Consider the following 23,507-nt stretch of genomic DNA (forward strand, 5'->3'; position numbering starts at 1 on the left):
ATGCGGAGCGCAGAGGCGCTCCATTTTTTTTCGCTGCGTCCGGTGCGGCGAACGGCCAATGCACGATGAGCGAACGCGATGCCCCCTCGCTGAATCGACCCGACTGGCCGGCCCAGCCGATGCGCAGCGTGCGCACGTTGCGCGTCACGCGGGGCCGCCGTGACGCGCGGCCGGTGTGTTGCCGGCTGCTCTCGCGGGGCTGCGCCGGTGGCGATCGACCGTCGTGCGCAGGTAGTCGCCGGGAAAGTCGACGAACGTGCGCAGCTATCGCGGATAGCCTGTTGCGCTCCGGACAGATCGCGTGAATATCGGCGTTCGGCAGCGCCCATTCGGCGAGCAGCGGCACGAGCTTGCCGCGTTCGACAGGGCTTGCCGATCTCCCACTGCGAACGCATGACGATGCCGCGCCCGTCGAGCGCCCACTGCAGCACCGTGCCGCCGTCATTGCTCGACAATGCGCCGTCCACTTTCACCGTTTCCGCGCGCTTGCCCCGCGCCCCCGCCACGGCATCACAGCACGGCGTTCGCTTCGACGATGGGCACACGCGGGGCCAGCGCGTTGAGCGCGATCCGGTGGATCATCTCGTCGACCGTGGTGCAACAATCGCCGAGCACCTTGACCGAGTAACGTTCAGCGTGCTTCGAGAGCGCCGTGTGCGTGACGCAGTTCTGCGTCATCATCCCGCATAGCAGCAGTTCTTCAATGCCCCACGGCGCGAGCGTCGGTTCCAGCAAGGTCTGATGAAAGCTGTCGGCAAACGCCTTGGTGACGACCGGCGCATCGGGCGCGGCGGCAACGATGCGCGGATGGATCATGACACCCGGCGTGCCCGCGTTGAAAAACGGCGCGATGCCCTTCGACGCGTCGGCGACGTGCTGCACGTGCACCACGGGGACCTGCTTCGCGCGGGCCTTCAGGATGGCCGCTTCGACGTTCGCGAGCGTCGCCTCGGTGTGCCACAGCGGAAATTGGCCGCCGGGAAAATAATCATTCTGCAGATCGATGACGATCAGGGCCTGGTTCGGCATGGCGCGCTCCGGATGCGATGAGGAAAGCGTCATTGTTCGCGCGTGCCGCACGGGCGAAAAGTGGCCGTGGCGACAATGTCCGGTAAGATCGGGTCATCTTCGGTTTGCACCCGTCTGCGCCATGTCCCGACCCGTTATCGCCGTTGTGGCGTTCGATCGCATCAGCCCGTTTCACCTGTCCGTGCCGTGCGTGGTGTTCGGCAACCCGCATCCCGGGGTGCCGCGCTTCACGTTCAAGGTGTGCGCGGGCGAAAAGGGGCCGCTCAGGACCACCGCCGGCTTTTCGCTTGAAGTCGCTCACGGGCTGTCCGCGCTCAGGACGGCGGACACCATCATCGTGCCCACGTGGCGCGATCCGCACGAACGTCCCCCGGCGGCGCTGCTCAACGCGCTGGCGGCGGCGCAGCGGCGCGGCGCGCGCATCGTCGGGCTGTGTCTCGGCGCGTATGTGCTTGCCGAGGCGGGACTGCTCGACGGCCGTCGCGCGACCACGCACTGGGCGTATGCGCAAGACTTCGCAGCCCGCTATCCGCTGGTCGGCGTGGATGCCGACGCGCTCTACATCGAAGACGGCAACGTGCTGACCTCGGCGGGAACGGCGGCGGGCATCGACTGCTGCCTGCACATGATCCGGCAGCGCCATGGGGCCGAGTCCGCCAATCGCATCGCGCGGCGTCTCGTCGTGCCGCCGCACCGGCACGGCGGCCAGACGCAATACATCGAGCACCCGGTGCCGGGCACCGCGAGCGAGTCGCGGCTATCCGGGCTGATCGGGACGCTGCCCGGCCGCCTCGACGAGGCGCATACGCTCGACAGCCTCGCGGCCGAGGCGCTGATGAGCCGGCGGACCTTCACGCGGCAGTTCCGGCAACTGACCGGCATGACTCCCGGCGCGTGGCTGCTGAACGCGCGTCTTGCACGCGCGCAGCGGTTGCTCGAAAGCAGCGAGCACGCGATCGATACCGTGGCGGCGCTGGCCGGCTTCGGCTCGCCCGAATCGTTGCGGCTGCATTTTCGCCGCGCGTTTGGCGTGTCGCCGGGCGCGTGGCGCCGATCGTTCAGGGGTACCGCGTCATGACGCGGCGCGCGTGCCGTCAGGCGCCGGACGCCGCGTCTTCGCACGACCAGATGCCGGCGGGATCGCCCTGCGCGGTATTGCGGTGCAAGCGGCAACCGCAGACCGTGCAGCGATACCGCTCATAGCGCCGCACCGGATGCAGGGCCGTGCCGGCCACGCCGGCGCCCGCTTCCTGCAGGTCGCCGTGCGGCGGTACGGCGGCCGGCTGGCCGATCAGGTGTTGGCAGGCTTCGCAGCGTGGCATGAGCATGTCCCTCGTGAGCGGTTCATCGTCGCGCCGGATCGAAGATCGCGCGGGCAAGCGGGGGGAGCGTCGCGTTCCGGGACCGGGCAGCCGGCGTCCCGTCCCCGGCTGCGCGCATCCCCGTGTGCGCGTCGTCGGGCGGCCCGGCAAGCCGGCGTGCCACATGGTTGCGCGCGCAACCTGCGCGTTGCGCCGCAGCCGCGCGATCGTCTGCCTGCCGGCGCTGTCCCTGGCCACGCCTTCCTGGCCTGCTGCAACCGGGGTCGCCCGCATCCACAGAGCGCGACGCTCCCGCGCAAGCATGCACGCGCGAACGCCGTCGGCGTTGACCTGGGTCAACGAAGCCCGGGCCGCGGCGCATCGTCGCGCGTGCGCGCGTGTGGGCCTGTCACGAAGGCCTCGATCGCATCGTCGAGCGCCGCGGGATTATCGCGGTGCGGCGAATGTCCGCCGTGCGCAAGACGCAGGGTGAGCGCATGCGGGACGGCCTGTGCGATCGCGTCGATCTGCGCCATCGTGCCGTAGTGGTCGTCTTCGGCCTGGATCGCGAGCAGGCGGCACCGGATGCGCGCGAGGGCCTGGGTGATCGTCCAGTCGCGAAACGCCGGGGCGAGCCAGATGTCGTTCCAGCCGTAAAACGCCGAATCGACGTCGTCGTGATAGCGGGCGAGGCGTGCGCGCAGACCCTGCGATTCGTAGGCGTTTTTCGCTTCGGCGATGCTCGCGACGGAGAGCGCTTCGACGAACACGTGCGGCGCGATCGCGATCGCCCCCTGCAACGCGTCGGGAAACGCGCTGGCGTAGAGCAGCGCGATCGAGCCGCCGTCGCTGTGGCCGACGAGCCACATGCGCGCCCGCGCGGCCGCGTCGATCCGCAGCGCGTCGAGCAGCGCGGGCAGCACGTCGCATGCTTCGCGCGTCATGAAGTCGGCCGGCCATCTGAGCGCGTGCGGGCGCGGCGTCGAGCGGCCGTAACCGGCGCGCGAATAGACGAGCCCGCGCAGGCCGAGCCGCGCGCAGAGTGTCCGCGGCCAGTCTTTCCACATCGCCACCGAGCCGAGCCCTTCGTGCAGGAATACCGCAAGCGGGGCCTCGCGTCGGCCGGGATCGATCCAGCGGTATTCGATGCGCAGCGGCGCGCCGGCGCCGGGCGCAATCTCGACGAAGCAGCTGCCCGGGGCCTCGGACGCGGCGGGTGCCGCGGGCGCGGACGGCGTGGCGGGCGTGTTCATGCGGGGGAGCGGGCCTGTTCGCGCAGCCGGAACCGCTGGATCTTGCCGGTCGCGGTTTTCGGCAGGTCGTCGACGAAGTGGATCTCGCGCGGATACTTGTGCGGTGCGAGGCGGGCCTTCACGAACGCCTCCGCGTCGTCGCGGTGCGGGGAGCAAGCGAACATGAATGCGTGTGAATTCATCGAAATCCTGACCGCTTCGCGTCACTCAGGCGGCGAAGTCGGTCGATGCCGACAGGTCCTTCCACGTTTGCATTTCCTGCGTCACGTAGGCGTTTTTCGCGGCGATCGCAGCCAGGGTGTCCGCGCCAAGCGGAAGGCGCAACGGCGGGTTCGGCGCGTCGACCAGCGCGATCATCGCGGCCGCGAGCTTCGTCGGGTCGCCGGGCTGGTTGTGATTCATCTGCACGGCCCTGCGGCGAACCGCACCGGAGGTTTCGTCGTAGTCGTCGATCACGTCCGGTGCAACGACGAGCGAGGACGCGTCCAGAAAGTCCGTGCGGAAATAGCCCGGTTCGACAACGGTCGCATGAACGCCGAGCGGTTTCAGCTCGGCATGCAATGCTTCCGTAATGCCTTCGACGGCGAACTTCGTTGACGAGTACGCGCCGAACCCCGCGGCGGCCCGATAGCCGCCGATGGATGAAATATTGATCACGTGGCCCGAGCGGTTCGCACGCATTGTCGGCAACACCGCGCGCGTAACGTTCAGCAAGCCAAATACGTTCGTGTCGTACATGCGGCGCACGTCCTTGTCGGCCGACTCTTCCACCGCGCCCAGCAGACCGAAGCCGGCGTTGTTGACCAGCACGTCGATGCGGCCGAATTTTTCCACTGCCGACTGCACGGCTGCTTTTGCCTGCGCTTCATCGGTTACGTCCAGCGCGACCGGCAGCAACGCAGTCGCGGTACCGAGACGCTCGACGATCGCCGCGACATGCCGTCCGGCGGCCACGACCGCGTTGCCGTCCGCGAGCGCCGCCTCGGCGATCAACGCGCCGATGCCGCGCGACGCGCCGGTGATGAACCATACGCGCTTGATGCCACCTTGTGGGACGCTGGCCATGACGTTTCTCCTGTGTGTGATTGTGACGAGGTGGGCGATGTGCCGGACGCTGTTCCGTTGCATGTTACCCGGTCGTCAACGGTACGCCCGCGCCGCTTTCGGTTCACCGTCCATTGCGCGTCTGGCGATGTCGCGATGAACTAAGTGTTTCGGCTTCGCCGCCTGAACCTTCGATCAGCGCGGTATCCCAACGACCCGCGCGTATCGCTTCGAGCAACATGCCCAAGGTCAGCGGGGGGGGGCTGTCATCCCGTACGCGTGGGCGCCCGAGCACGAAGCGAAACCATGCAGCAATCAGCACCGGTACGATGAGCAGTGGAACAGCGGCGCTGCCCTCAGGACCGAAGTACCGATGGACAGGGAAGTCTTCCACGTTAGCGACGTGAAACGTTGCGAAGAACTTCTCCATGAATTCAACCGCGTCGTCTCCGTCGATGCGAAGGTCATGAAGAATACGCGTTGCCGCGGTGAGCGGTTCCCGCTTTCCGGCCCACGGGATTTCTTCGCGGGTCAATGCAACAAGGGCCTCCCACTGCGGATCATGCTCCAAGCCTGTCCTCCGGTTTGACCATAGCGTTATACCGCTTCACGGTACGGTACATGATGCACGTCGCGTCGTAGCCCATGAACACAACGTCTACGACCGGCACCGACCGGCCAATGAACGCGCCAAGGCTCTTTGTATAAAGGAACTTCCCGCTTCTCAGCGTCATAAGAGTCACGGTGGGAAGTCTCATCGGCGCTCGTTTCTTCACCACTGCTCGAAAGAAGAGAGACATTACCGATGTTCCTTCTGTCGCGGTCTTCATTTTTCCCGACAACGGGACGTCGTTCACACTAAGAAGCCATGTTGCGACGGCGGCAAGGTCCGCGAAGCCTAGCTGCTTTTTCGTCTGATCGAGTGCAATCCAGAAAAACAATTCAACGGGGGGAAGGTCGCGATGTTCATTGAACTGGTAAACGTTAGCAGTCATTCGCGCGCCTATCGTGAGACGTTTGCTTTGACATCAATAAGTGCGGTCACGGTTCCAGCATTACCTCCCGCCACATTTTGAAGAATATATTCCTTCTTCATTCTCGAAAATGAAAGCCGGACTGCTTCGATGCAGCCATTCATATCTGAAAACGGTTCGACGTGCGTGACGATCGCATTAAAAAGTGTAATGCGCATGAATTCATGAGGGATGCCACCAGCCTTTCGCATGGTTAGTTTCACTTCAGGAATATGCTTTCCCATGAAGCAATACCGCGAAAGATTTGGGCTCGCGCGGTCCAACTGATGTGTAAATTCGAGATCGCCAACTGATGCTTTAGCGGCGCCGCCGCCGGATCCGGACATCATGCCGGATTGCTGTGTAATCTTCCAGGTCCAGTCAATTACGTCAATTTCGTCAAGATGCGTCGCATCTTGCGATTCACCGGCGATTCCCTGAATCTTGATAAATATATCCAGTGCCATTGCGCATTCCGGGTTTGTTAAAGATCGTGAAATAGAAATGGAAAAATTCAATCTGAAAAATACTACTGCCTAAGTAGTGTGATGAGCAAGGAAACGATTTATCTCATAAAAGCGATATTTACTGGATCTGCTCGGCCATGCCTGATGCATGATTAGTGCGGGTGACTCACAATGAAAGAATGCTTCACTCACGGTTCATCTGCTGTCGCGCCCTCCGACCCTGTCACAGACTTGACATCGATCAATTTCTAGAATCTCTCCACAAGCCCCCTGCGCGCGTCGCTGCCGGTCGCGGTGCGGCATCGGGTTTTCCCCGATGCCGCCGGCATGCGCCCCGGTGGCGCCGGTTCCAGCGCGATTCCGTGCCCCCCGGCCGGATCGCGAAGCAGACCCGCAACGCGCGTTCCGATCACAGAGGAATCCCTGACATGGCGGATCAGACGGCGACCCTTCTCGCCGCGTCGCAGGCCGGCGCGAAATCGGTGCAGGAATATATCGACGAATGCCCGGTCTGGCCCGACGGCACCCGCCTGATGTCCACGCCCATGACGGCAATGCAATGGCGCATCTGGGCGCTCGCCGCGGCCGGCAAGTTCTTCGAGGGCTTCGTCGTGTTCATGACCGGCGTCGCGTTGCCGCTGATCTCGCGCGAGTTCGGCATCGGCGCCGCGCAGAACGGCCTCGTGTCGGCTGCGAGCCTGATCGGCATCCTGGTCGGCGCGCTCGGCCTCGGCGGCATGTCCGACTACTTCGGCCGCAAGCGGATGTTCATCGTCGAGATGGTGTTGTTCTGCTGCTTTCTCGTGCTGCTCACCGTCTGCGGCAACTACACCTCGCTCGTGGTCAGCCTGTTCGGGCTCGGCGTCGCGCTCGGCTGCGACTACCCGACCGCGCACATGATCATCTCCGAAAGCATTCCGAGCGCGAGCCGCGGCAAGCTGGTGCTCGCGGCCTTCGGCTTCCAGGCGCTCGGCGCGCTCGGCGGCACCGGGATCGGCTATCTGGTGCTGTCGTTCATGCCGCAGCTCGAAGCGTGGCGCTGGATGTACGCGATCGCGATCATCCCGGCGGTGCTCGTCACGGTGGGGCGCTTCTTCATCACCGAAAGCCCGAGCTGGCTGCACGTGCGCGGCAAGGTCGACAAGGCGCAGGAAGCCACGCGCCGGCTGCTTCATCGCAGCCCGCGCTATCCCGCCGACATCGCCCTCCAGCACGCGGCCGGGGCCGGCGAGCGCCACGGCGGCGCGAAGCTGTTTCTCCAGCTGTTCGGCCGGAAGAATCTGCGCGCGACGATTTTCGCGTCGGTGCCCTGGTTCCTGCAGGATCTCGGCACCTACGGCATCGGCATCTTCACGCCGACGATTCTCGCGGTCGCGCTCGGCAGCAAGCCCGATCACGTGCGCAGCGTGAGCGACCTGATCCTGAACGACATTCTCGCGGCCAAGGGCGCCGCGCTGACCACGTCGCTGCTGATCGTCGGGATTCTGTTCGCGGTACTGCTCGCGGACCGCGCCGGGCGCGTGAAGCTGCAGGTGATCGGCTTCCTCGGCTGCGCAGTGGGCCTGTTCGTCGCAGCGCTGTCGGGCAGCGTCGACGGCAGCGCGAAGACGACGCTGATCTTCGCGGGCTTCATGCTCTTCAATTTCATGACGAACGTCGGCCCGAATGCGCAGACCTATCTGCTCGCGGGCGAGGTGTTCCCGACGGCGATCCGCGGCGCGGGCGCCGGCTTCGCGGCGGCGGTCGGCAAGATCGGCGCGATCATGACCGCATTCCTGTTTCCGATCCTGCTCGTCACGCTGGGCACGAGCATGCTGCTGTATGCGCTCGTCGTCACGTCCGTGCTCGGGTCCGTCGTCACCTGGCTGTTCCGGATCGAGACGACCGGCGTGCGCCTCGACCAGATCGGCAAGTAAGGCAGTTCGGGCAAGCCCGCTTTACACCGGCCACATCGGGCGCCGCCCGACACGCAACAAGGGACATGATGACCGCCACACGACGACAATCATTCATCGCGCGCGCGCTCGTGGCGCTCGCGGCGCTGTCCGGCGCGCACGCCTACGCGCAGCAGGTGACGCTGACCGAAACCGGCTCGACCCTGCTCGCCCCGCTGTTCAGGACATGGCGCGATGCGTATGCGAAGGCGCATCCCGACGTGCGCATCGCGGTCGGTGCGACCGGTTCGCAGGCCGGGATCGATCAGGCGATCGCAGGCCACGTGAACATCGGTGCTTCTGATGCATTTCTTTCGGATGCCGAAGCAATCAGGCATCCGTGGATCCTCAGCGTGCCGCTCGCCATCGCCGCGCAGACGATCAACTACAACGTGCCGGGGCTGAACGACCTTCATCTCAAGCTCGACGGACCGACCCTCGCCGGCATTTACACCGGCGCGATCCGCGCATGGAACGCGCCGCAGATCGCCGCACTGAACCCGGGTGTGCCGCTGCCGCATCATGTCATCGTGCCGGTGCGCCGCAGCGAGGGCTCGGGCGATACGTTCGTGTTCACGCAGTTCCTGTCGTTCTCCACGCAGTCGTGGGAAGACACGCTCGGCTACGGCACCACGGTTGCGTGGCCTGCCGTGCCCGGTGCGCTCGCGGCGACCGGCAATGCGGGCATGGTGAATGTGCTGAAAGCGACGCCCTACGCGCTCGGCTATGTCGGCGTGAGCTATGCGAAGGACATTGCCGCGGCGCAACTCGGCACCGCCGCGCTGAAGAACGGCGCGGGCGAGTTCGTGCTGCCGACCCGCGCGACGATCACCGCCGGCGCCGCGTCGCTCGGTGCGCGCACGCCGCCGGACGAACGTCTGAGTCTCGTGTTCGCGCCCGCCTCCGGCACCTATCCGCTCGTGAACTACGAATACGCGATCGTGTCGACGCGCCAGCCGAACCCGGCGCTTGCCGCGCAGATCCGCACATTCCTCAAATGGACGATCCTGCCGTCGGATGAAAATGCCGCGTATCTGGCGGCCGTGCACTTCATTCCGCTTCCGCCGCACACGTGGGAACTGAGCACCAACCAGATCGACTCCATCCGATGAGCGGTGCGCGCCGCACGGACGCTGCACCGCCCGGCGCGCCTGACTAGCGCATCCCGCCGCTCGCGACGATATGCTCGCCCGTCAGCCACTTCGCGTCGTCCGACGCGAGGAACACCACGGCCGACGCGATGTCGTCCGGCTGGCCCACGCGGCCGAGCGGCGTCTGGCTGACCGCGACCGCTTCGAAATCGGAGCCGATCACCCCCGCGCTGTGCGCGCCCTCGGTTGCGACCACACCGGGATTGATCGCGTTCACGCGGATCTTCCGCGGTCCGAGTTCGCGGGCAAGCACGCCGGTGATCGCGTCCACCGCGCCCTTCGTGCCGCTATAGACGGCGGTCGCCGCAGGCGTGACGGTCGTGACGACCGAACTCACGTTGATGATGCTCGCGCCCTCGCCGAGATGGGCGACGGCGGCCTGCGTCGTGAGCAGCACGCCGAGCACGTTAATGTCGAACTGCCTGCGATATTGCGCTTCCGTGATCGCTTCGATGGGCGCGAACTCGTAGACGCCCGAGTTGTTCACGAGAATGTCGAGGCGGCCATACGTTTCGACGGCCGTATCGACGATACGTTTTGCGTCGGCCGCCTTCGAGACGTCGCCGTCCGCGGTCACCGCCTTGCCGCCGGCGGCCGTGATGGCCGACACGACCGCGTCGGCGCCGGCCTTGCTGCTCGCATAGTTGACGACCACCGCGGCCCCTTCGGCCGCGAGTGCCTTCGCGATACCCGCGCCGATCCCTTTCGACGCGCCCGTGACCACCGCTACCTTCCCTGCCAGCCTGCCCATGATGTATCCCTCAGCGTAAGTTGCACCCTCGACCGGAACCGGCGTCATGCATCGCGCGAAGCGATCTGCCGGTACTGAGCGTGAATGTAGGGTCTTGCGCGGCCGGGATAAAGCGGCCCGATACGAATTGACTGGCGGGATCAGCCGAACAATCGGAGCGGATACCAGGCGGATAGCAGGCAGATAGTGGGCGGAGACGCCGCACACGCCGCTCGCGGCGTGCCGGACCGCTCGTGCGGGCCGAAACGGCAGACCGGGGTCTCGCGATGCGTTCTCCGCGTGCGGCGGCACGGGTCAGGATGCGGAGGTCATCGCCTTCGGATTGTGGTCCATAAAAATAAGAGACAAAAAGTTCCGTATTTCGTATATCTTCCAGTGAATAATGAATTAAATAAAAAATAGTCGACTAAAGGTTCCGTATTTTGTGCCGATAAGCGGGTGAGACCGAGGCGAGGCGTTCCGCCCGGCTCCGGCATTCCACCGGCCCCCGGGCGGTTGAATCAATGGCCGTAAGAGCCGCCGGCAATCTGCTGCCCGGATAGCCCGACAGGACCCCGACGCGTCCCGACACCGGTTCGCCATCGAGATCGACAATGGAAAAGAAGATGTCAACCCAGACCCGTTTCATCCTGATTGGTTGTGCGGTATTCGCCGCACTGGTGCTCGCCACGTTCGGCGTGATCCACTGGTTCGTCGCGCCGGATCTGACCGCGCTCGAAAGCAAGGTGGTCGCCAACGAAGTCGACCAGATCGGCGTGCGCATCAGCGAGCAACTGCTGCAGGTGGAGGCGCAGGCGCGCAGCATCACGCAGGCTGCCGCCGCCGGCGACCCGGTCCAGGTCGACGCGCTGCTGGGTCCGCTGGTCGACCAGTATGGCGACCCGAGCGTCATCGGCGGCGGCATCTGGCCGCTGCCCGGCAAGCGCGAGGCCGGCCGCGACAAGTTCAGTACCTTCGTGGTGCGCGGCTCCGACGGCAAGCTCGCGGCGGATACGTTCTGGAACAGCAGCGCCGCGCCGGACTACTGGGAGCAGCCGTGGTACAAGAACGCGGAGAACGCGCCCAGGGGCCATTGCATCTGGGCGAAGGCCTATAACAACGCGGCAAGCCCGATCCCGCGCACCAACTGCGACATGGGCATTTACCGGGACGGTCAGCTGTACGGCGCGGTGACCGTGAACGTGACGCTGGGCTTCTTCAGCGAGCTGGTCGCCGAAATGGAGCAGCAGATCCACGGCCAGATCCTGATTGTGGAGGCCGACGGCAAGATCGTCAGCAACAGCAGTCGCATCCGTTCGAACATCCTGCTGAAGAACGTGTCCGATCTCGCGTCCACGGTACCGATGGCCGCGGAAATCGGGCGCCGGCTGGCGGCGCTGAACGGTCATGAGATCACCGGCGAGTTCGAGGCGGGCGGCGAGTCTCAGACCTTGTTCCTGAAGCCGATTCCCGGCAGCCCGTGGCTGATCGCGGCGAGCGTGCCGACCGCGAGCCTGTCGGCCAACACGCATCGCATTCTGACGCACCTGGCGAGCGTGCAGATTCCGATGATCGCCGCGCTGTTTGCGTTCATGGTGTGGGGCATGCGCGCGCTGATGCGCCGCCTCGACGCACTGCGCGAGCGCATCGATGCGCTTTCTTCCGGCGAGGCGGACCTGACGCGCCGTTTGCCGGAGACGGGGGGCACGGAATTCGCCGCGGTCGCGGCGAGCTTCAACCGCTTCGTCGCGCGGCTGCAGGACGTCGTGCCGAAGGTGATGGCGAGCACCCGCTCGGTGGCGAGCGCGTCCAGTGAAATTGCGAGCGGCAATCTCGACCTGTCGTCGCGCACCGAGGAGCAGGCCGCGTCGTTGCAGGAAACCGCCGCGAGCATGACGCAACTGACGGAGGCGGTCAAACAGAACGCCGAGCATACGCGTCGCGCGGATACGCTCGCCGGCGAGGCGACCGGCATCGCGAGCCGGGGCAATACGGCAATGGGCGAGATGGTCGAGACGATCGGCCTCATCAGCGCGAGTTCGACGCGCATCTCGGAGATCACGGGCCTCATTGAAGGCATCGCGTTCCAGACCAACATCCTCGCGCTGAACGCCGCGGTCGAGGCGGCCCGTGCCGGCGATCAGGGGCGCGGCTTCGCCGTGGTGGCGAGCGAGGTGCGCACGCTGGCGCAGCGCTCGGCGTCGGCGGCCAAGGAGATCAAGGCGCTGGTCGATTCGTCGGCGGCGGTAATCCAGACCGGCGAGCAGCAGGGTGCGCAGGTGCGCGAGACGATCGGCCAGGTTCAGCAGGCGATCAGCAAGGTGTCGCAGATCATCGGCGAGATCGCGGTGGCGTCCGACGAACAGAGTCGCGGCATCGAGCAGGTCAATCGCGCGGTCGCGCAGATGGACGAGGTCACGCAACACAACGCGGCGCTGGTCGAGCAGGCTGTCGCGTCCGCGCAATCGCTCGACGAGCAGGCGGCGCTGCTGAGCAGCACGATGTCCGAGTTCAGGCTATAGCCGCGCCGGCGCAGGGTTCCGCTGTTGCTTGCTGCCGCTCTACGCTGCCTACTGCCTACTGCCTACTGCCTATCGCCTATCGCCCACCGCCCACCGCCCACCGCCCACCGCCCACCGCCCACCGTCCGCCACAGCATCCGAGGCGCGCGGGGCGCGGTTCAGACGCCCGGCAGCGCGTCGATCGCGGCGCGAAGCGCGGCGACGACCGCGCGCCAGTCGCCCTGCGCGGGTTGCCGAAAGAGCCGCGCCTGCGGATACCACGGACTGTCGCTGCGATCGAGCTGCCATCGCCAGTCCGGCATGAAGGGCAGCGCGATCCATACGGCCTTTCCGAGCGCGCCGGCCAGATGCGCCACCGCGGTATCGACGCTGATGACGAGGTCGACGCGCGCGATCAGCGCGGCGGTCTCGGCGAACGTCGTGAGGCGCGCCGACACGTCGCGCAGCACGCCGCGCTGATCGAGCCCGGCGAGGGCCGCGCGATCGTGTTCGCGCACGTCCGGTTGCAGCGAGAAGAAATCGGCGTCGGCGTCGAGCAGCGGCATCAGGTGCGCGAGCGACATGGAACGCTCGCGATCGTTCGGATGCGTGCGGCTGCCCGACCACACGATCCCGATCTTCCACTGCCGGCTCGCGTGTGCGAACAGATCGTCCCACTGGCGGACACGCGCCGGGTCCGCGCGCAGATAGTGCCCGGGCGCCGCGAGCGCGTCGGCCTGCAGCTTGAGCGCAAAGGGCAGGCTGAGCAGCGGAATGTGGTAGTCGAAACGCGGTACCTCCGCGGTTTCGCCCACGACTTCAGCCGCGCCGGGATACGCGTCGAGCAGCGGCAGCAGCGCATCCTGAACCCGCACGACGACACGCGCGCCAGCCGCACTGAGCCGGTCGACGAAACGCAGGAACTGCAGCGTGTCGCCGAACCCTTGCTCGTGGTGAACGAAGACGGTCTTGCCGGCGACCGGCTCGGCGCCCGTCCATTGACGCTCCGGCGGAAAGCCGTGGCTTTGTGCGCCATCGCGCCAGCGCCATTCGTATTCGCGCCAGCCGTGCTCGAACTGTGCGAGCAGCAGATTGGTCTGCGCGCGATTGGTGCGGGCGCCGGCGTCGTTCGGATCGAGCGCCAGCGCTTTCCTGAACTGAGCCAGCGCCTCGTCGAAGCGCCGCAGATCGCGCAATGCGACACCGAGGTTGACGTGGGCGCGCACGAAACGCGGATGGATGGCGATTGCCCGCCGGTAAGCCTCCAATTCCTCGTGATGACGCCCCATCGTGCCGAGCAGCGTCCCCAGGTTGTATTGCGCTTCGGCGGATTGCGGCTGGATCCTGCATAGACGAACCAGCATCTCCAGCGCGCGCTCCCGTTCGCCAAGCTGCGCCAGCGACATGGCCATACCGTGCATCGAGGCGGCATGGCCGGGCGAGCGGGCGAGGCCTTGCTCGAACAGCACGACCGCGTCTGCGTGGCGCTGCGCCGACTGACAGACCTGCGCGGCGAAGTGCAACTGCCCGGCGGACATCGACAGATGCGCCGATGCCCGTATCAGGTATTCGGCCGCGCGCGCGTGATCGCCCTGCCGCGCGGCAATGTAGCCGAGGCCTTCGAGCGCTTCGCCGTGATCGGGCACGCTCGCCAGAATGTCGCACAGCAGGCGCGACGCTTCGTCGAATTGCCCGGCCTTGAAGTGCTGCTGGGCCGCTGCGAAAGCGTGTTGAACATCGTGATTCATGGCGAAAAAGAGCGTGCTGAAACGCACGCGGCCGACAGATGACAAGCGCGTCATTGTACGGGATCGCGCCGCGCCGCTCGCCGGCACGCCGCGTAATGCACATCCGTGCGCCGCTCGTTTCGCCGCGCCGGGTCGCTTGACCCAGGTCAAACGCCCCCGCGCGCGCCGCGTCTAGAGTGACCCGGTAGAGGGGACACCCGTCCCCGCATGGGAGGCACTCCGATGAAAGCGCTTGTCTATCACGGCCCCGGCAAGAAGTCGCTTGAAGAACGTCCGGTTCCGCAACTCGTCGAACCGACCGACGCCATTGTCCGCGTCACCCGCACGACCATTTGCGGCACCGATCTGCATATTCTGAAAGGCGACGTTCCCACCTGCGAGCCGGGGCGCATTCTCGGCCACGAGGGCGTCGGCGTCGTCGAGCAGGTGGGGGCGGCGGTGGCGTCGTTCAAACCGGGCGATCACGTGCTGATTTCGTGCATATCGTCGTGCGGCAAGTGCAGTTATTGCCGGCGCGGCATGTACTCGCATTGCACGACCGGGGGCTGGATACTCGGTAACCGGATCGACGGCGTGCAGGCCGAGTATGTGCGCATTCCGCACGCCGGGACGAGCCTGTATCCCGTTCCGGCGGGCGCCGACGAGGAGGCGCTCGTGATGCTGTCCGATATCCTGCCGACCGGATTCGAGTGCGGGGTGCTGAACGGCAAGGTCGAGCCCGGCAGCACCGTGGCGATCGTCGGGTCGGGGCCGATCGGGCTCGCGTCGCTGCTCACCGCGCAGTTTTACGCGCCCGCGCAGATCGTGATGATCGATCGCGACGCGCATCGCCTCGAAGTCGCCCGGCGCTTCGGGGCCACCACCTGCATCAACTTTGCGCAGACCGATCCCGTCGCGGCGGTCATGCAGCTGACCGCGAACACCGGCGTCGACTGCGCGATCGAGGCGGTGGGGGTGCCGGCATCGTTCGAGTTGTGCGAGCAGCTTGTCGCGCCCGGCGGCGTGATCGCCAACATCGGCGTGCACGGCGTGAAAGCAGACCTGCATCTGGAGAAGCTGTGGGACCGCAACATCGCGATCACGACGCGGCTTGTCGACACCGTCAGCACGCCGATGCTGCTGAAAACCGTGGGCGCGGGCCGCCTCGATCCCGCGAAGCTGATCACGCACCGGTTCCGTCTCGACGACATCGCGGATGCGTATGACACGTTCGGCCATGCCGCCGACACGCATGCGCTGAAGGTGATCATCGAGGTGGCGTAGGCGCGCGTCCGGCAGCGCGCCGCACCCCGCGCGCACGGCTGGCCGCGCAGTATGGCGCGCGCGCGGTCTCCCCGCGCGGGCGTCGGGGAGCGCAATGAGCGCTGATCATGGATCCTGGCAGTCCTGTCGAATTCACCTGAGCGACCACGAACGCACCGCATGCCGTCGAATGTTGTTATGAGATGGGCGGCGCGCTATTCTCTCGCGGCTGTACGGACAGCTGCTGATCGCACGTGCGTCTCACCCGGTCAACAGCGATACAACGTTTGCCCGGATGGGTCCTCGCTCGATGCCGCTACCTCACCGCTTTGGGATCAGTGTTTCTCTGCCGCACCATGCAACGGCAATACCCGGTACGTCGCTCCGGCACGACGCAACGGCGGACGAGCAATGAGGCTGGGGTGGACGGGGCTGGCCACCCTTGTGCTGACGGTCCCGGTGTTCCTGTCGCTGAGGCAGATCGCCGCGATTCCTGAGTGGCTATACAGCGAAAACGGCTATACGCTGCTGCGCCCGTTGTTCGTGATGCTCGGCGCATTCGGCGTCGAGGGCTATGACGACGTGGTCGCCGGCGTGCTGTTCGCCGGCAGCCTCGTGCTCGCGCTGGCAATCGTCGTGGTCATGCAAGGTCTTTGGCGGGCGGGGCGCGGCATCGATCGCTAGGCGCCTGCACGGCGCATCCTGCGCAGTCGTCCTGCACGGCGCATCGTATGCGCTCGTCCGGCGCAGTTGCCCTGATCCGTCGTCCCGCGCCGTCGTCCCGCGCCGTCATCCCGCCCTTCGCCCCCAGCCGCCGCGCGCCGCCACGGACGGGCTGGCGCGCCGCCCGCGCGTCTAGCCGCCCGGCGTGGCTTCCGCCGCCTGCGCCGCCACCCCGTCCGGCTGGCGTCCCCGGTAAGCCACGAAGTAGACCGAGCTCAGGATGCCGAGGAACGGCAGCCCGAAGATCAGCGTCATACGGAACGCGGGCGTGAACAGCGTCGTCACCGTCACGGCGAACGTGAGGCTCGCGCCGAGCAGCGTGAGCAGCGGAAAGCCGCGCATCCTGAAGCGCGGCGCGGGCCTGCCGCTCGCGTCCCAGCGGCGGCGGAAAAAGTAGTGGGTGACGAAGATCATCGTCCACGTGAAGAGCGCGCCGAACATCGAAATGGCCATCATGATCGTGAACGACGTGTCCGGGCACAGCACGCTCAACGCGGTCGCGAGCGCGACGCCGCTGGTCGACAGCAGCAGCGCGCCGAGCGGCACGCCGCGCCGGTCCACGCTGCCGAGCCAGCGCGGCGCATGGCCGGCGCGCGACAGGCTGAACATCATGCGCGTCGTGATGTAGAGCTGGCTGTTCATCGCGGACAGCGCGGCGACGAGCACCACGAAGTTGATCACGCCGGCGGCCCCCGGAATGTGCAGCGCCTTCATCACTTCGACGAACGGGCTGCCGTTGCGGCCCGCTTCGCGCCACGGGACGATCGCGAGCATCAGCGCGAGCGTGACCAGATAGAACAGCACGAGGCGCACGACCGTCGAGCGGAATGCGCGGCCGATCGCCTGCTCCGGGTCCTGCGCTTCGCCCGCGGCCACCGCGATCATCTCGATGCTCAGATAGCTGAAGATCGCGACGATCACGGCCACCCACGTGCCCCACCATCCTTTCGGGAAGAAGCCGCCGTCGGCGACGTAGTGATGGAAGCCGGCGGGCGTCGCCGCCGCGCCGGGACGCGCGCTGCCGACGAGCGTCGGATCGACGAACACGACGTAGGCGCCGAGCGCGATGAACGCGACGATGGCCGCGATCTTGATCACCGAGAACACATATTCGACCGAGCCGAAGACATGCACGCTGCGCGCATTGACCAGCACGAGCGCGGCCGAGAAGCCGACGATCCACAGCCAGCCCGGCACGGCCGGGAACCAGTACTTCATGTAGAGCGCGATCGCCGTCACCTCGGTGCCGACCGCGAGGACGATGCACGCCCAGTACGCATAGCGGACCAGAAAGCCGGCCCACGGGCTCACATAATGCTCGGCGTACGCGCCGAACGATCCCGCGGTCGGGTGCGCGACGGTCATCTCCGCGAGGCAGCCCATCAGCAGCAGCGAAATCAGCGCGCCGATCGCGTAGCTGATCAGCACGCTCGGGCCGGCAAAGCCGATCGCGAACGCGCTGCCGAGAAAGAGGCCGGTGCCGATCGCGCCGCCGATGGCGATCATCGACATTTGCGCGGCGCTCAGGCTGCGGCGCAGCCCCTGTTCGCGGTGGACGATTTTTTCAAAGGGATCGTTGTGTCTCATCTCATGTTCTCCTGATTGTTCTACGCGCCCTGCGACCCGCGCGCGGCGGACTAGAAAATGTGGCGCAGGCCCACGGCGACACCGGTCTGGTTGCTGCCCGGCAACTCGGTGATCGCGCCGCCGGACACCGCGTTGTAATCGACGGTGCCGTACAGCTGCGTGGCCTTCGACAGCGCATACTCCGCCTCGACGACACCCGTGTAGCGTTTGCCGCTGTTGCCGCCGACGCCGTTCACGTTGCGGATGCTGTCGTAGTAGAGCGCGCCGGTCACGCTGACGGCGGGGTCGACCTGCCACGTTGCACCGGTGAAACCGATCGCGTCCTTGCGCGGATGCGCGGCGAACGAGCCATAGGTGACGCTGCGGCTGATGTCGTTCAGGAAGTCCTCGTCGACGATGCCGGTGGCGTCGCTGCCGCCGAGATAGCCGGCGAACAGCGTGGCCGGGCCGATCGCGTAGCGGCCGGCCGCGCCCCACATCTGCTGCGCGCGGCCGTTGCTGTCGCGCGTGTTCTGATAGACGCCGCCCACTTCGAGCGGGCCGCGCGCGTACGAGGTCCGCACGCCCCAGTACGAATCGGCGCTCAGGTCGCCGGGCTGTCCGCCGAAGCCGTAGCTTGCGCCGAGCGTGAAGCCCGACGCGCTGCCCTCATAGCTGACGACGTTGTTCGCGCGCGCCTGGGTGAGGAAATACGGCCACATGTTGGCGGTGTAGTTGCCGACCGTCAGCGGGTCGAGATCGCCGAACAGGTTGAAGCCCTCGGTCGACTGGCGGCCGAGCTTCAGCGTGCCGAAGCCGCCGCGCAGGCCGACGTAGGCATAGCGGCCGAACAGCAGCCCCTGATCCATCGCGCCGTTCTGCGGCTCGAAGCCGTTTTCGAGCCGGAAGATCGCGCTGAGGCCGCCGCCGAGATCCTCGGTGCCGCGCAGCCCCCAGCGGCTGTTCGTGATGGCGCCGTTCGCGAGTTGCACGCTGCCGTCGCCCGCGGCATCCGCGTGCGTCGTGTAGCGAATGCTCTGATCGACGATGCCATACAGCGTGACCGAGCTTTGTGCATGTGCGCCGGCAGCGAGTGCGAGCCCGACGGCGGCCGGCAGGGTGAAACGGACGGATTGCTTCAAGGGTGTCTCCAGAGGTGGGGCATGCGGCGCCTGCCGGCGCACGCATGCGGAGGCGGGCCCGGTCCCGCCGCGCAGCGCGATGCGTTTCGCGGCGGCCCGTGGCCTCTTTTTCGGATGAGCGGAGGGCGGCGCCGGGCGCGCCGCTCAGGCGCGCGCCGCGGGCGCCGGCAGCGCGACGTAGGCCGCGAGCTCGATGCGCATGCGCGGATGTGCGAAGCCGGCCACCGCGACGCTCGTGCGGTTCGGATAGGGCGCGCGGAACACCTTGCGGTACTCGGCGTCGATGGCCGGCATGTCGGCGGCATCCGCCATGTACAGCAGCACCTGGGCGACGTCGTCGAGCCGGGCGCCGGCGGCAGCGACGGCGGTCGCGAGGTTCGCGAAGGTGAGGCGCGCCTGCCCGGCGATGTCGTCGCCGGCGATCGCGCCGGTTTCGTCGACGGGGCCGTGCGCGGTGAACATCAGGCCGCCTGCGCGGGTGGCCCAGGAAAACGGCTGCGCCGGTTCGGGCAGACCGGTCGGGATCGGATCGGGCATCGTGCGCGCTCCTTCAGGCGTGCGCCGGCGCGGCGCGGCGGGCGGCCAGCACGCGCGCGATCGCGTCGGCGACCGGGTCGAGGTTCGTCTCGTTGAGCCCCGCGACGCACAGGCGGCCGGAGCGCAGCAGATAGACGCCGTGGCGGGTGCGCAGCGCATCGACTTCGTCGGGCTGGAGGCCGGTGTAGCTGAACATCCCGCGTTGCGCGACGAGCGCGTCGAAGCGGTGCGCCGGCAGCGCGGCGGCAAGCCGCTCGCGCAGGCCCGCGCGCATCCGCCGGATGCGCTCGCGCATCGCGGCGACGTCGTCGTGCCACTGCGCGGCGAGCGCCGGATCGCCGAGGATCGTCGAGACCAGCCGGGCGCCGTGCAGCGGCGGGCTCGAATAGGTCCGCCGCACGCCCGCCTGCAACTGGCTCAGCACGCGCGCGGCTTCGTCCGCATGCTGGCAGACGAACGACAGCGCGCCGCAGCGTTCGCCATACAGCGCGAAATTCTTCGAGTACGAGTTGCTGACGAGCAGCGGCAACCCCGCTTCGCACATCGCGCGGATCGGCCACGCGTCCTTGGCGACGCCGTCGCCGAAACCCTGGTACGCGATATCGACGAACGGAATCAGTTCGCGCTGCGCGAGCACGGCGATCAGCGCCTGCCATTGCGCGCGGCTCGGATCGATGCCGGTGGGGTTGTGGCAGCTCGGCTGCAGCAGCACGACGCTGCGCGGCGGCAGCGCGTCGAGCGTGGCGAGCATTGCGTCGAAGCGCAGCCCGTGGGTGGCGGGGTCGTAGTACGGGTACATGTGCACGTCGAGTCCCGCGCCGCTGAACAGCACCCGGTGGTTGTCCCACGTCGGGTCGCCAAGCCAGATCGCGCTGTCCGGGAAATAGCGCCGGATGAACTCCGCGCCGAGGCGCAGCGCGCCCGAGCCGCCGAGCGTCTGGAGCGTCGCGATGCGCTGCGCGCGCCGCGCGGCGCAGTCGTCGCCGAACACCAGCCGCTGGGTTGCGTCGCGCAGCGCCGCGGTGCCTTCCATCGGCAGGTAGGTGTACGGGCCGCCCTGTTGCGCGACGCGCGCGGCCGCGGCGCGCACGCTGGCGGGCACGGGAATCGCGCCGTGCCCGTCGTAGTACAGGCCGATGCTCAGGTTGACCTTGCCGGCGCGCGGGTCGCGCTGGAAATCCTGAAAGAGCGACAGGATCGGGTCGCCCGGATAGGGCGCGACGTGCTGGAACATGATGCCTCCGGTAAACATGGGTTTGCATGTTATCGGCAATGGCGTCGAATTTGCTTCGTTTTCGTGTGCACTATGGATGATCTCTGGTAGAGTCTGCGAAATTCTATTCTGGAATATGGAGTTTCTGCGAAATGGACATGGACCGGACGGATAGGCGCATCCTGCGCGCCCTCGAAAAGGACGGGCGCATCAGCAACCAGGATCTGGCGAACGCGGTATCGCTGTCGCCGTCGGCGTGCCTGCGGCGCGTGAAGATGCTCGAACAGGACGGCGTGATCGCCGGCTACCGGTGCGTGATCGCGCCGCGGCGCGTGGGCGTCGAGTTCGAGGCGCTCGTGCACGTATCGATGCGGCCCGAAGTCGACCAGTGGCACGAGAAGTTCATCGAGGCGCTCCAGAGGTGGCCCGAGGTGATCGGCGCGCAGATCGTCACGGGCATGTCGAACTACGTGCTGACGGTGCGCGCGCGCGACCTCGACCACTACTCGGACTTCGTGATCAATCGCCTGCACCGCCAGCCGGGCGTGCTGTCGATCAACTCGAACATCGTGCTCGCGACGCTCAAGCGCGACGGGTCGGTGCTGGACCTGGTCGACGGCCCGGCTTGAGCGGCCGCGGTCAACGCGTGGCGTCGATCGCCATCGACAGCGCAACGCCGGCGCTCAGCCCGGGCAAGGTGAGCGTTGCGCCGCTGCGCAGGCGTCGGAGCACGGTTGCGCCGAGGTCGCTCGACATCCCCAGGCCGGCAAAGGCGAAGAGAGAGCGTTGCCACGCATCGGGAGTCGTGTCGGTCGGAACGCCTGGGTGATGACAGGGGCGGGGACGGGCGGCATGCAGGGTGTCATGCGCATCGCATTACATCGCATTGCGACGGGGCGGGGGCGGCGAGCCAGGGCGAGACGGTGACGGCGGCGCGCGCGGCGCGTGCGGATCGTGCGGCGTGTATGGCGGGTACGGCGTGTACGGCGTGTACGGCGTGTACGGCGTGTACGGCGTGTACGGCGTGTACGGCGTGTACGGCGTGTATGGCGTGTATGGCGTGTATGGCGGGTACGGCTCGTATGGCTCGTACGGCACGCGCAGCCCGTACGGCCCGTGCGGATCGCGCGCCTGAACGCCGGCCTGGCGGCTGGCCGCCGCGCCGGGCTTTGCCTCGGACCGAGGCGTGCTGGCACGAGTTCGCCCGAAAGGTTCGCGATACTGATGAATAGCCGAAGAATCGGCAAAGTCGTATGCGGGGCGCTCGGGTCGCCGATTCTCCCGGTGCCCACGCGAATGGCACAAGTCCGTGCGTGCCGATGGACAGGCACGGGCCGGCAGCCGCGCCGTGCGGATGGGCAAGCCGCGCGATTCCCTCTAGTATGGGGAGTGTGAGCCGCCTCATCCGTTTTGCGCATGGCCCGCGCGCCGGTTCCGTTCAAACGAGGAGTCACCGATGTCCGCATCCCGCCGCCGCGACAACAGCACACCCGTCTATCGTCTCAACTGCGCGTGCCAGAGCGGACTCGCGCGGCGTGTCAGCGAGCGGCTCGACGCCGGGATGTCGCGCCGCGACGCGCTCAGGACCATCGCCGCCTGCGTGGCGACGGCCTCGCTCGGTCTCGCCTGGCCGGCCTTCGGGCAAACCGGCGCGCGTCCTGTCGTGCTGCGCGGCGCGCGCATCTTCGATGGCGAGCAGGCGAGCCTGATCGACGGCCGCGACGTGCTGGTGCGCGGCAACCTGATCGAAGCGCTGATCCCGGCCGGCCAGCCGGTCGCCGATGCGCGCGAGATCGCGTGCGGCGGCCGGGTCGTGATGCCGGGGCTCATCGACGCGCACTGGCATTCGGTGCTCGCCGCCGTGCCGCTGAACGTCGCGATGCAGGGCGACGTCAGCTACGTCTATCTGATCGCCGCACAGGAAGCCGAGCGCACCGTGATGCGCGGCTTCACGACCGTGCGCGACGTCGGCGGTCCGTCGTTCGCGCTGAAGCGCGCCATCGACGAGAACCGCATTGCCGGTCCGCGCATCTATCCGAGCGGCGCGATGATCTCGCAGACCTCCGGCCACGGCGACTTCCGCAATCCGAACCAGTTGTCGATTCCGGCGTTGTGCGCGCTCAGCAGCGCCGAGGTGGCGGGCGTCGCGGCGATCGCGGACGGCGTGCCGGAAGTGTTGCGCAAGACGCGCGCGCAACTGATGCTCGGCGCGAGCCAGATCAAGATCATGGCGGGCGGCGGCGTGTCGTCGATGTTCGATCCGATCGATTCGCTCCAGTACACGCCGCCGGAGATGCGCGCCGCGGTCGATGCCGCGCGCGACTGGGGCACCTACGTCTGCGCGCATGTCTACACGTCGGCCGGGATCCAGCGCGCGCTGGCCTGCGGCGTGCGTTCGATCGAGCACGGCCAGCTTGCGGACGAGGACACGGTGCGCAAGATGGTCGACGCGAACGCGTGGTGGAGCATCCAGCCCTTTCTCGACGACGAGGACGCGAACCGCCAGCCGAGCGCCGAGCAGCAGCGCCAGCAGCGGGAGATCGCGCAAGGCACGCTGCGTTCGTTCGAACTGGGCCGCAAGCACAACGCGAACATGGCCTGGGGCACGGACATCCTGTTCAATCCGGCCGGCGGCGCGACGCAGGGCAAGCAGCTTGCGAAGCTCGTGCGCTGGTTCGCGCCGGCCGACGTGCTGCGGCTCGGCACGAGCCGCAATGCACAGCTGCTCGCGCTATCCGGGCCGCGCAATCCGTATCCGGGCGCGCTCGGCGTGGTGCGCGCGGGCGCGCTGGCGGACCTGCTCGTCGTCGACGGCGACCCGCTCGAAACCATCGCGCTGATCGCCGATCCGGACACGAACCTGCGGCTCATCATGAAGGACGGCCGGCTCTACAAGAACACGCTCGCGTAGCG

At 67.1% G+C, this 23,507-nt stretch carries 22 protein-coding genes and 1 pseudogene; 9 read left to right on the plus strand and 14 right to left on the minus strand.

Going from position 1 to position 23,507, the window contains the following annotated elements:
- Window positions 1–510 precede the first annotated feature (510 nt).
- Entirely contained in the window at window positions 511–1,029 is a 519-nt protein-coding gene (locus AC3AP7_RS20720) for an isochorismatase family protein (RefSeq protein ID WP_487364434.1), read from the minus strand.
- Between the two features lie 121 nt (window positions 1,030–1,150).
- Between AC3AP7_RS20720 and AC3AP7_RS20725 the strand changes: the two genes are divergently transcribed.
- A complete protein-coding gene (locus AC3AP7_RS20725) occupies window positions 1,151–2,107 on the plus strand; it encodes a helix-turn-helix domain-containing protein (RefSeq protein WP_487364435.1) in 957 nt (318 codons plus the stop codon).
- 16 nt (window positions 2,108–2,123) lie between these two features.
- Here the strand turns inward: AC3AP7_RS20725 and AC3AP7_RS20730 are convergent, their stop codons facing one another.
- From AC3AP7_RS20730 to AC3AP7_RS20760, 7 genes and pseudogenes are all read right to left on the minus strand, one after another.
- Window positions 2,124–2,690, minus strand: coding sequence for a hypothetical protein (locus AC3AP7_RS20730; RefSeq protein WP_487364436.1), 567 nt, complete (start codon window positions 2,688–2,690; stop codon window positions 2,124–2,126).
- Window positions 2,687–3,583, minus strand: coding sequence for an alpha/beta fold hydrolase (locus tag AC3AP7_RS20735; protein WP_487364437.1), 897 nt, complete (start codon window positions 3,581–3,583; stop codon window positions 2,687–2,689). Before AC3AP7_RS20735 ends, AC3AP7_RS20730 begins: the two co-directional genes overlap by 4 nt.
- A pseudogene (locus tag AC3AP7_RS20740) lies at window positions 3,580–3,723 on the minus strand (AMP-binding enzyme); the annotation flags it as partial. The gene AC3AP7_RS20735 and the pseudogene AC3AP7_RS20740, both read right to left, overlap by 4 nt.
- Before the next feature lie 67 nt (window positions 3,724–3,790).
- A complete protein-coding gene (locus AC3AP7_RS20745) occupies window positions 3,791–4,648 on the minus strand; it encodes an oxidoreductase (RefSeq protein ID WP_487364438.1) in 858 nt (285 codons plus the stop codon).
- Window positions 4,649–4,751: 103 nt separating this feature from the next.
- Complete coding sequence (locus AC3AP7_RS20750; protein WP_487364439.1) at window positions 4,752–5,198, minus strand: DUF1493 family protein; 447 nt, start codon at window positions 5,196–5,198, stop codon at window positions 4,752–4,754.
- Window positions 5,188–5,622, minus strand: coding sequence for an STM2901 family protein (locus AC3AP7_RS20755; protein WP_487364440.1), 435 nt, complete (start codon window positions 5,620–5,622; stop codon window positions 5,188–5,190). Before AC3AP7_RS20755 ends, AC3AP7_RS20750 begins: the two co-directional genes overlap by 11 nt.
- A gap of 8 nt (window positions 5,623–5,630) precedes the next feature.
- The gene (locus AC3AP7_RS20760) at window positions 5,631–6,107 is read right to left on the minus strand and encodes an Hcp family type VI secretion system effector (RefSeq protein WP_487364441.1); all 477 of its coding nucleotides are present in this window, start codon (window positions 6,105–6,107) and stop codon (window positions 5,631–5,633) included.
- 428 nt (window positions 6,108–6,535) lie between these two features.
- Between AC3AP7_RS20760 and AC3AP7_RS20765 the strand changes: the two genes are divergently transcribed.
- Both AC3AP7_RS20765 and pstS read left to right on the plus strand, forming a co-directional pair.
- Window positions 6,536–8,023 carry an MFS transporter gene (locus AC3AP7_RS20765; protein WP_487364442.1) on the plus strand — a complete coding sequence of 496 codons (1,488 nt, stop codon included), beginning with the start codon at window positions 6,536–6,538 and terminating at the stop codon, window positions 8,021–8,023.
- A gap of 65 nt (window positions 8,024–8,088) precedes the next feature.
- Window positions 8,089–9,153, plus strand: coding sequence for a phosphate ABC transporter substrate-binding protein PstS (gene pstS, locus AC3AP7_RS20770; RefSeq protein ID WP_487364443.1), 1,065 nt, complete (start codon window positions 8,089–8,091; stop codon window positions 9,151–9,153).
- Between the two features lie 43 nt (window positions 9,154–9,196).
- On the opposite strand, the gene AC3AP7_RS20775 is transcribed toward pstS, so the two are convergent.
- Window positions 9,197–9,943 (minus strand): glucose 1-dehydrogenase, encoded by a 747-nt coding sequence (locus tag AC3AP7_RS20775; RefSeq protein WP_487364444.1) that lies wholly within the window; start codon window positions 9,941–9,943, stop codon window positions 9,197–9,199.
- A gap of 605 nt (window positions 9,944–10,548) precedes the next feature.
- Between AC3AP7_RS20775 and AC3AP7_RS20780 the strand changes: the two genes are divergently transcribed.
- A complete protein-coding gene (locus AC3AP7_RS20780; protein ID WP_487364445.1) occupies window positions 10,549–12,444 on the plus strand; it encodes a methyl-accepting chemotaxis protein in 1,896 nt (631 codons plus the stop codon).
- Window positions 12,445–12,602: 158 nt separating this feature from the next.
- On the opposite strand, the gene AC3AP7_RS20785 is transcribed toward AC3AP7_RS20780, so the two are convergent.
- Window positions 12,603–14,171 carry a tetratricopeptide repeat protein gene (locus tag AC3AP7_RS20785; protein WP_487364446.1) on the minus strand — a complete coding sequence of 523 codons (1,569 nt, stop codon included), beginning with the start codon at window positions 14,169–14,171 and terminating at the stop codon, window positions 12,603–12,605.
- Window positions 14,172–14,393: 222 nt separating this feature from the next.
- On the opposite strand from AC3AP7_RS20785, the gene AC3AP7_RS20790 reads away from it, so the two are divergent.
- Window positions 14,394–15,434: a zinc-dependent alcohol dehydrogenase family protein gene (locus AC3AP7_RS20790; RefSeq protein ID WP_487364447.1), complete on the plus strand. Its 1,041-nt coding sequence runs from the start codon at window positions 14,394–14,396 to the stop codon at window positions 15,432–15,434.
- Window positions 15,435–15,824: 390 nt separating this feature from the next.
- Window positions 15,825–16,097 (plus strand): hypothetical protein, encoded by a 273-nt coding sequence (locus tag AC3AP7_RS20795; protein WP_487364448.1) that lies wholly within the window; start codon window positions 15,825–15,827, stop codon window positions 16,095–16,097.
- A 171-nt stretch (window positions 16,098–16,268) separates the two neighbouring features.
- Here the strand turns inward: AC3AP7_RS20795 and AC3AP7_RS20800 are convergent, their stop codons facing one another.
- The 4 genes from AC3AP7_RS20800 to AC3AP7_RS20815 form a co-directional block, all read right to left on the minus strand.
- The gene (locus AC3AP7_RS20800; RefSeq protein ID WP_487364449.1) at window positions 16,269–17,723 is read right to left on the minus strand and encodes an amino acid permease; all 1,455 of its coding nucleotides are present in this window, start codon (window positions 17,721–17,723) and stop codon (window positions 16,269–16,271) included.
- A gap of 50 nt (window positions 17,724–17,773) precedes the next feature.
- A complete protein-coding gene (locus AC3AP7_RS20805; RefSeq protein WP_487364957.1) occupies window positions 17,774–18,856 on the minus strand; it encodes a porin in 1,083 nt (360 codons plus the stop codon).
- 132 nt (window positions 18,857–18,988) lie between these two features.
- Window positions 18,989–19,381, minus strand: a complete 393-nt coding sequence (locus AC3AP7_RS20810; protein WP_487364450.1) for a RidA family protein — start codon at window positions 19,379–19,381, stop codon at window positions 18,989–18,991.
- A 13-nt stretch (window positions 19,382–19,394) separates the two neighbouring features.
- A complete protein-coding gene (locus tag AC3AP7_RS20815; protein ID WP_487364451.1) occupies window positions 19,395–20,615 on the minus strand; it encodes an amino acid aminotransferase in 1,221 nt (406 codons plus the stop codon).
- Window positions 20,616–20,746: 131 nt separating this feature from the next.
- Here AC3AP7_RS20815 and AC3AP7_RS20820 point away from each other — a divergent pair, with 131 nt between their 5' ends.
- From AC3AP7_RS20820 to AC3AP7_RS20830, 3 genes are all read left to right on the plus strand, one after another.
- Window positions 20,747–21,223 carry an Lrp/AsnC family transcriptional regulator gene (locus AC3AP7_RS20820; protein ID WP_487364452.1) on the plus strand — a complete coding sequence of 159 codons (477 nt, stop codon included), beginning with the start codon at window positions 20,747–20,749 and terminating at the stop codon, window positions 21,221–21,223.
- A 332-nt stretch (window positions 21,224–21,555) separates the two neighbouring features.
- The gene (locus AC3AP7_RS20825; protein WP_487364453.1) at window positions 21,556–21,729 is read left to right on the plus strand and encodes a hypothetical protein; all 174 of its coding nucleotides are present in this window, start codon (window positions 21,556–21,558) and stop codon (window positions 21,727–21,729) included.
- 321 nt (window positions 21,730–22,050) lie between these two features.
- Window positions 22,051–23,505: a metal-dependent hydrolase family protein gene (locus AC3AP7_RS20830; RefSeq protein ID WP_487364454.1), complete on the plus strand. Its 1,455-nt coding sequence runs from the start codon at window positions 22,051–22,053 to the stop codon at window positions 23,503–23,505.
- Window positions 23,506–23,507 lie beyond the last annotated feature (2 nt).

The sequence above is a fragment of the Paraburkholderia sp. PAMB 6770 genome, from assembly GCF_057748135.1.

What these genes read in the sequence shown, in the direction of transcription:
- AC3AP7_RS20720 (WP_487364434.1), bottom strand. Translation starts at nt 1,029, where the DNA reads ATGCCGAACCAGGCCCTGATCGTCATCGATCTGCAGAATGATTATTTT.
- AC3AP7_RS20795 (WP_487364448.1), top strand. Translation starts at nt 15,825, where the DNA reads ATGAGGCTGGGGTGGACGGGGCTGGCCACCCTTGTGCTGACGGTCCCG.
- AC3AP7_RS20760 (WP_487364441.1), bottom strand. Translation starts at nt 6,107, where the DNA reads ATGGCACTGGATATATTTATCAAGATTCAGGGAATCGCCGGTGAATCG.
- AC3AP7_RS20775 (WP_487364444.1), bottom strand. Translation starts at nt 9,943, where the DNA reads ATGGGCAGGCTGGCAGGGAAGGTAGCGGTGGTCACGGGCGCGTCGAAA.
- AC3AP7_RS20800 (WP_487364449.1), bottom strand. Translation starts at nt 17,723, where the DNA reads ATGAGACACAACGATCCCTTTGAAAAAATCGTCCACCGCGAACAGGGG.
- pstS (WP_487364443.1), top strand. Translation starts at nt 8,089, where the DNA reads ATGATGACCGCCACACGACGACAATCATTCATCGCGCGCGCGCTCGTG.
- AC3AP7_RS20745 (WP_487364438.1), bottom strand. Translation starts at nt 4,648, where the DNA reads ATGGCCAGCGTCCCACAAGGTGGCATCAAGCGCGTATGGTTCATCACC.
- AC3AP7_RS20830 (WP_487364454.1), top strand. Translation starts at nt 22,051, where the DNA reads ATGTCCGCATCCCGCCGCCGCGACAACAGCACACCCGTCTATCGTCTC.
- AC3AP7_RS20810 (WP_487364450.1), bottom strand. Translation starts at nt 19,381, where the DNA reads ATGCCCGATCCGATCCCGACCGGTCTGCCCGAACCGGCGCAGCCGTTT.
- AC3AP7_RS20820 (WP_487364452.1), top strand. Translation starts at nt 20,747, where the DNA reads ATGGACATGGACCGGACGGATAGGCGCATCCTGCGCGCCCTCGAAAAG.
- AC3AP7_RS20725 (WP_487364435.1), top strand. Translation starts at nt 1,151, where the DNA reads ATGTCCCGACCCGTTATCGCCGTTGTGGCGTTCGATCGCATCAGCCCG.
- AC3AP7_RS20790 (WP_487364447.1), top strand. Translation starts at nt 14,394, where the DNA reads ATGAAAGCGCTTGTCTATCACGGCCCCGGCAAGAAGTCGCTTGAAGAA.
- AC3AP7_RS20755 (WP_487364440.1), bottom strand. Translation starts at nt 5,622, where the DNA reads ATGACTGCTAACGTTTACCAGTTCAATGAACATCGCGACCTTCCCCCC.
- AC3AP7_RS20815 (WP_487364451.1), bottom strand. Translation starts at nt 20,615, where the DNA reads ATGTTCCAGCACGTCGCGCCCTATCCGGGCGACCCGATCCTGTCGCTC.
- AC3AP7_RS20785 (WP_487364446.1), bottom strand. Translation starts at nt 14,171, where the DNA reads ATGAATCACGATGTTCAACACGCTTTCGCAGCGGCCCAGCAGCACTTC.
- AC3AP7_RS20735 (WP_487364437.1), bottom strand. Translation starts at nt 3,583, where the DNA reads ATGAACACGCCCGCCACGCCGTCCGCGCCCGCGGCACCCGCCGCGTCC.
- AC3AP7_RS20780 (WP_487364445.1), top strand. Translation starts at nt 10,549, where the DNA reads ATGTCAACCCAGACCCGTTTCATCCTGATTGGTTGTGCGGTATTCGCC.
- AC3AP7_RS20765 (WP_487364442.1), top strand. Translation starts at nt 6,536, where the DNA reads ATGGCGGATCAGACGGCGACCCTTCTCGCCGCGTCGCAGGCCGGCGCG.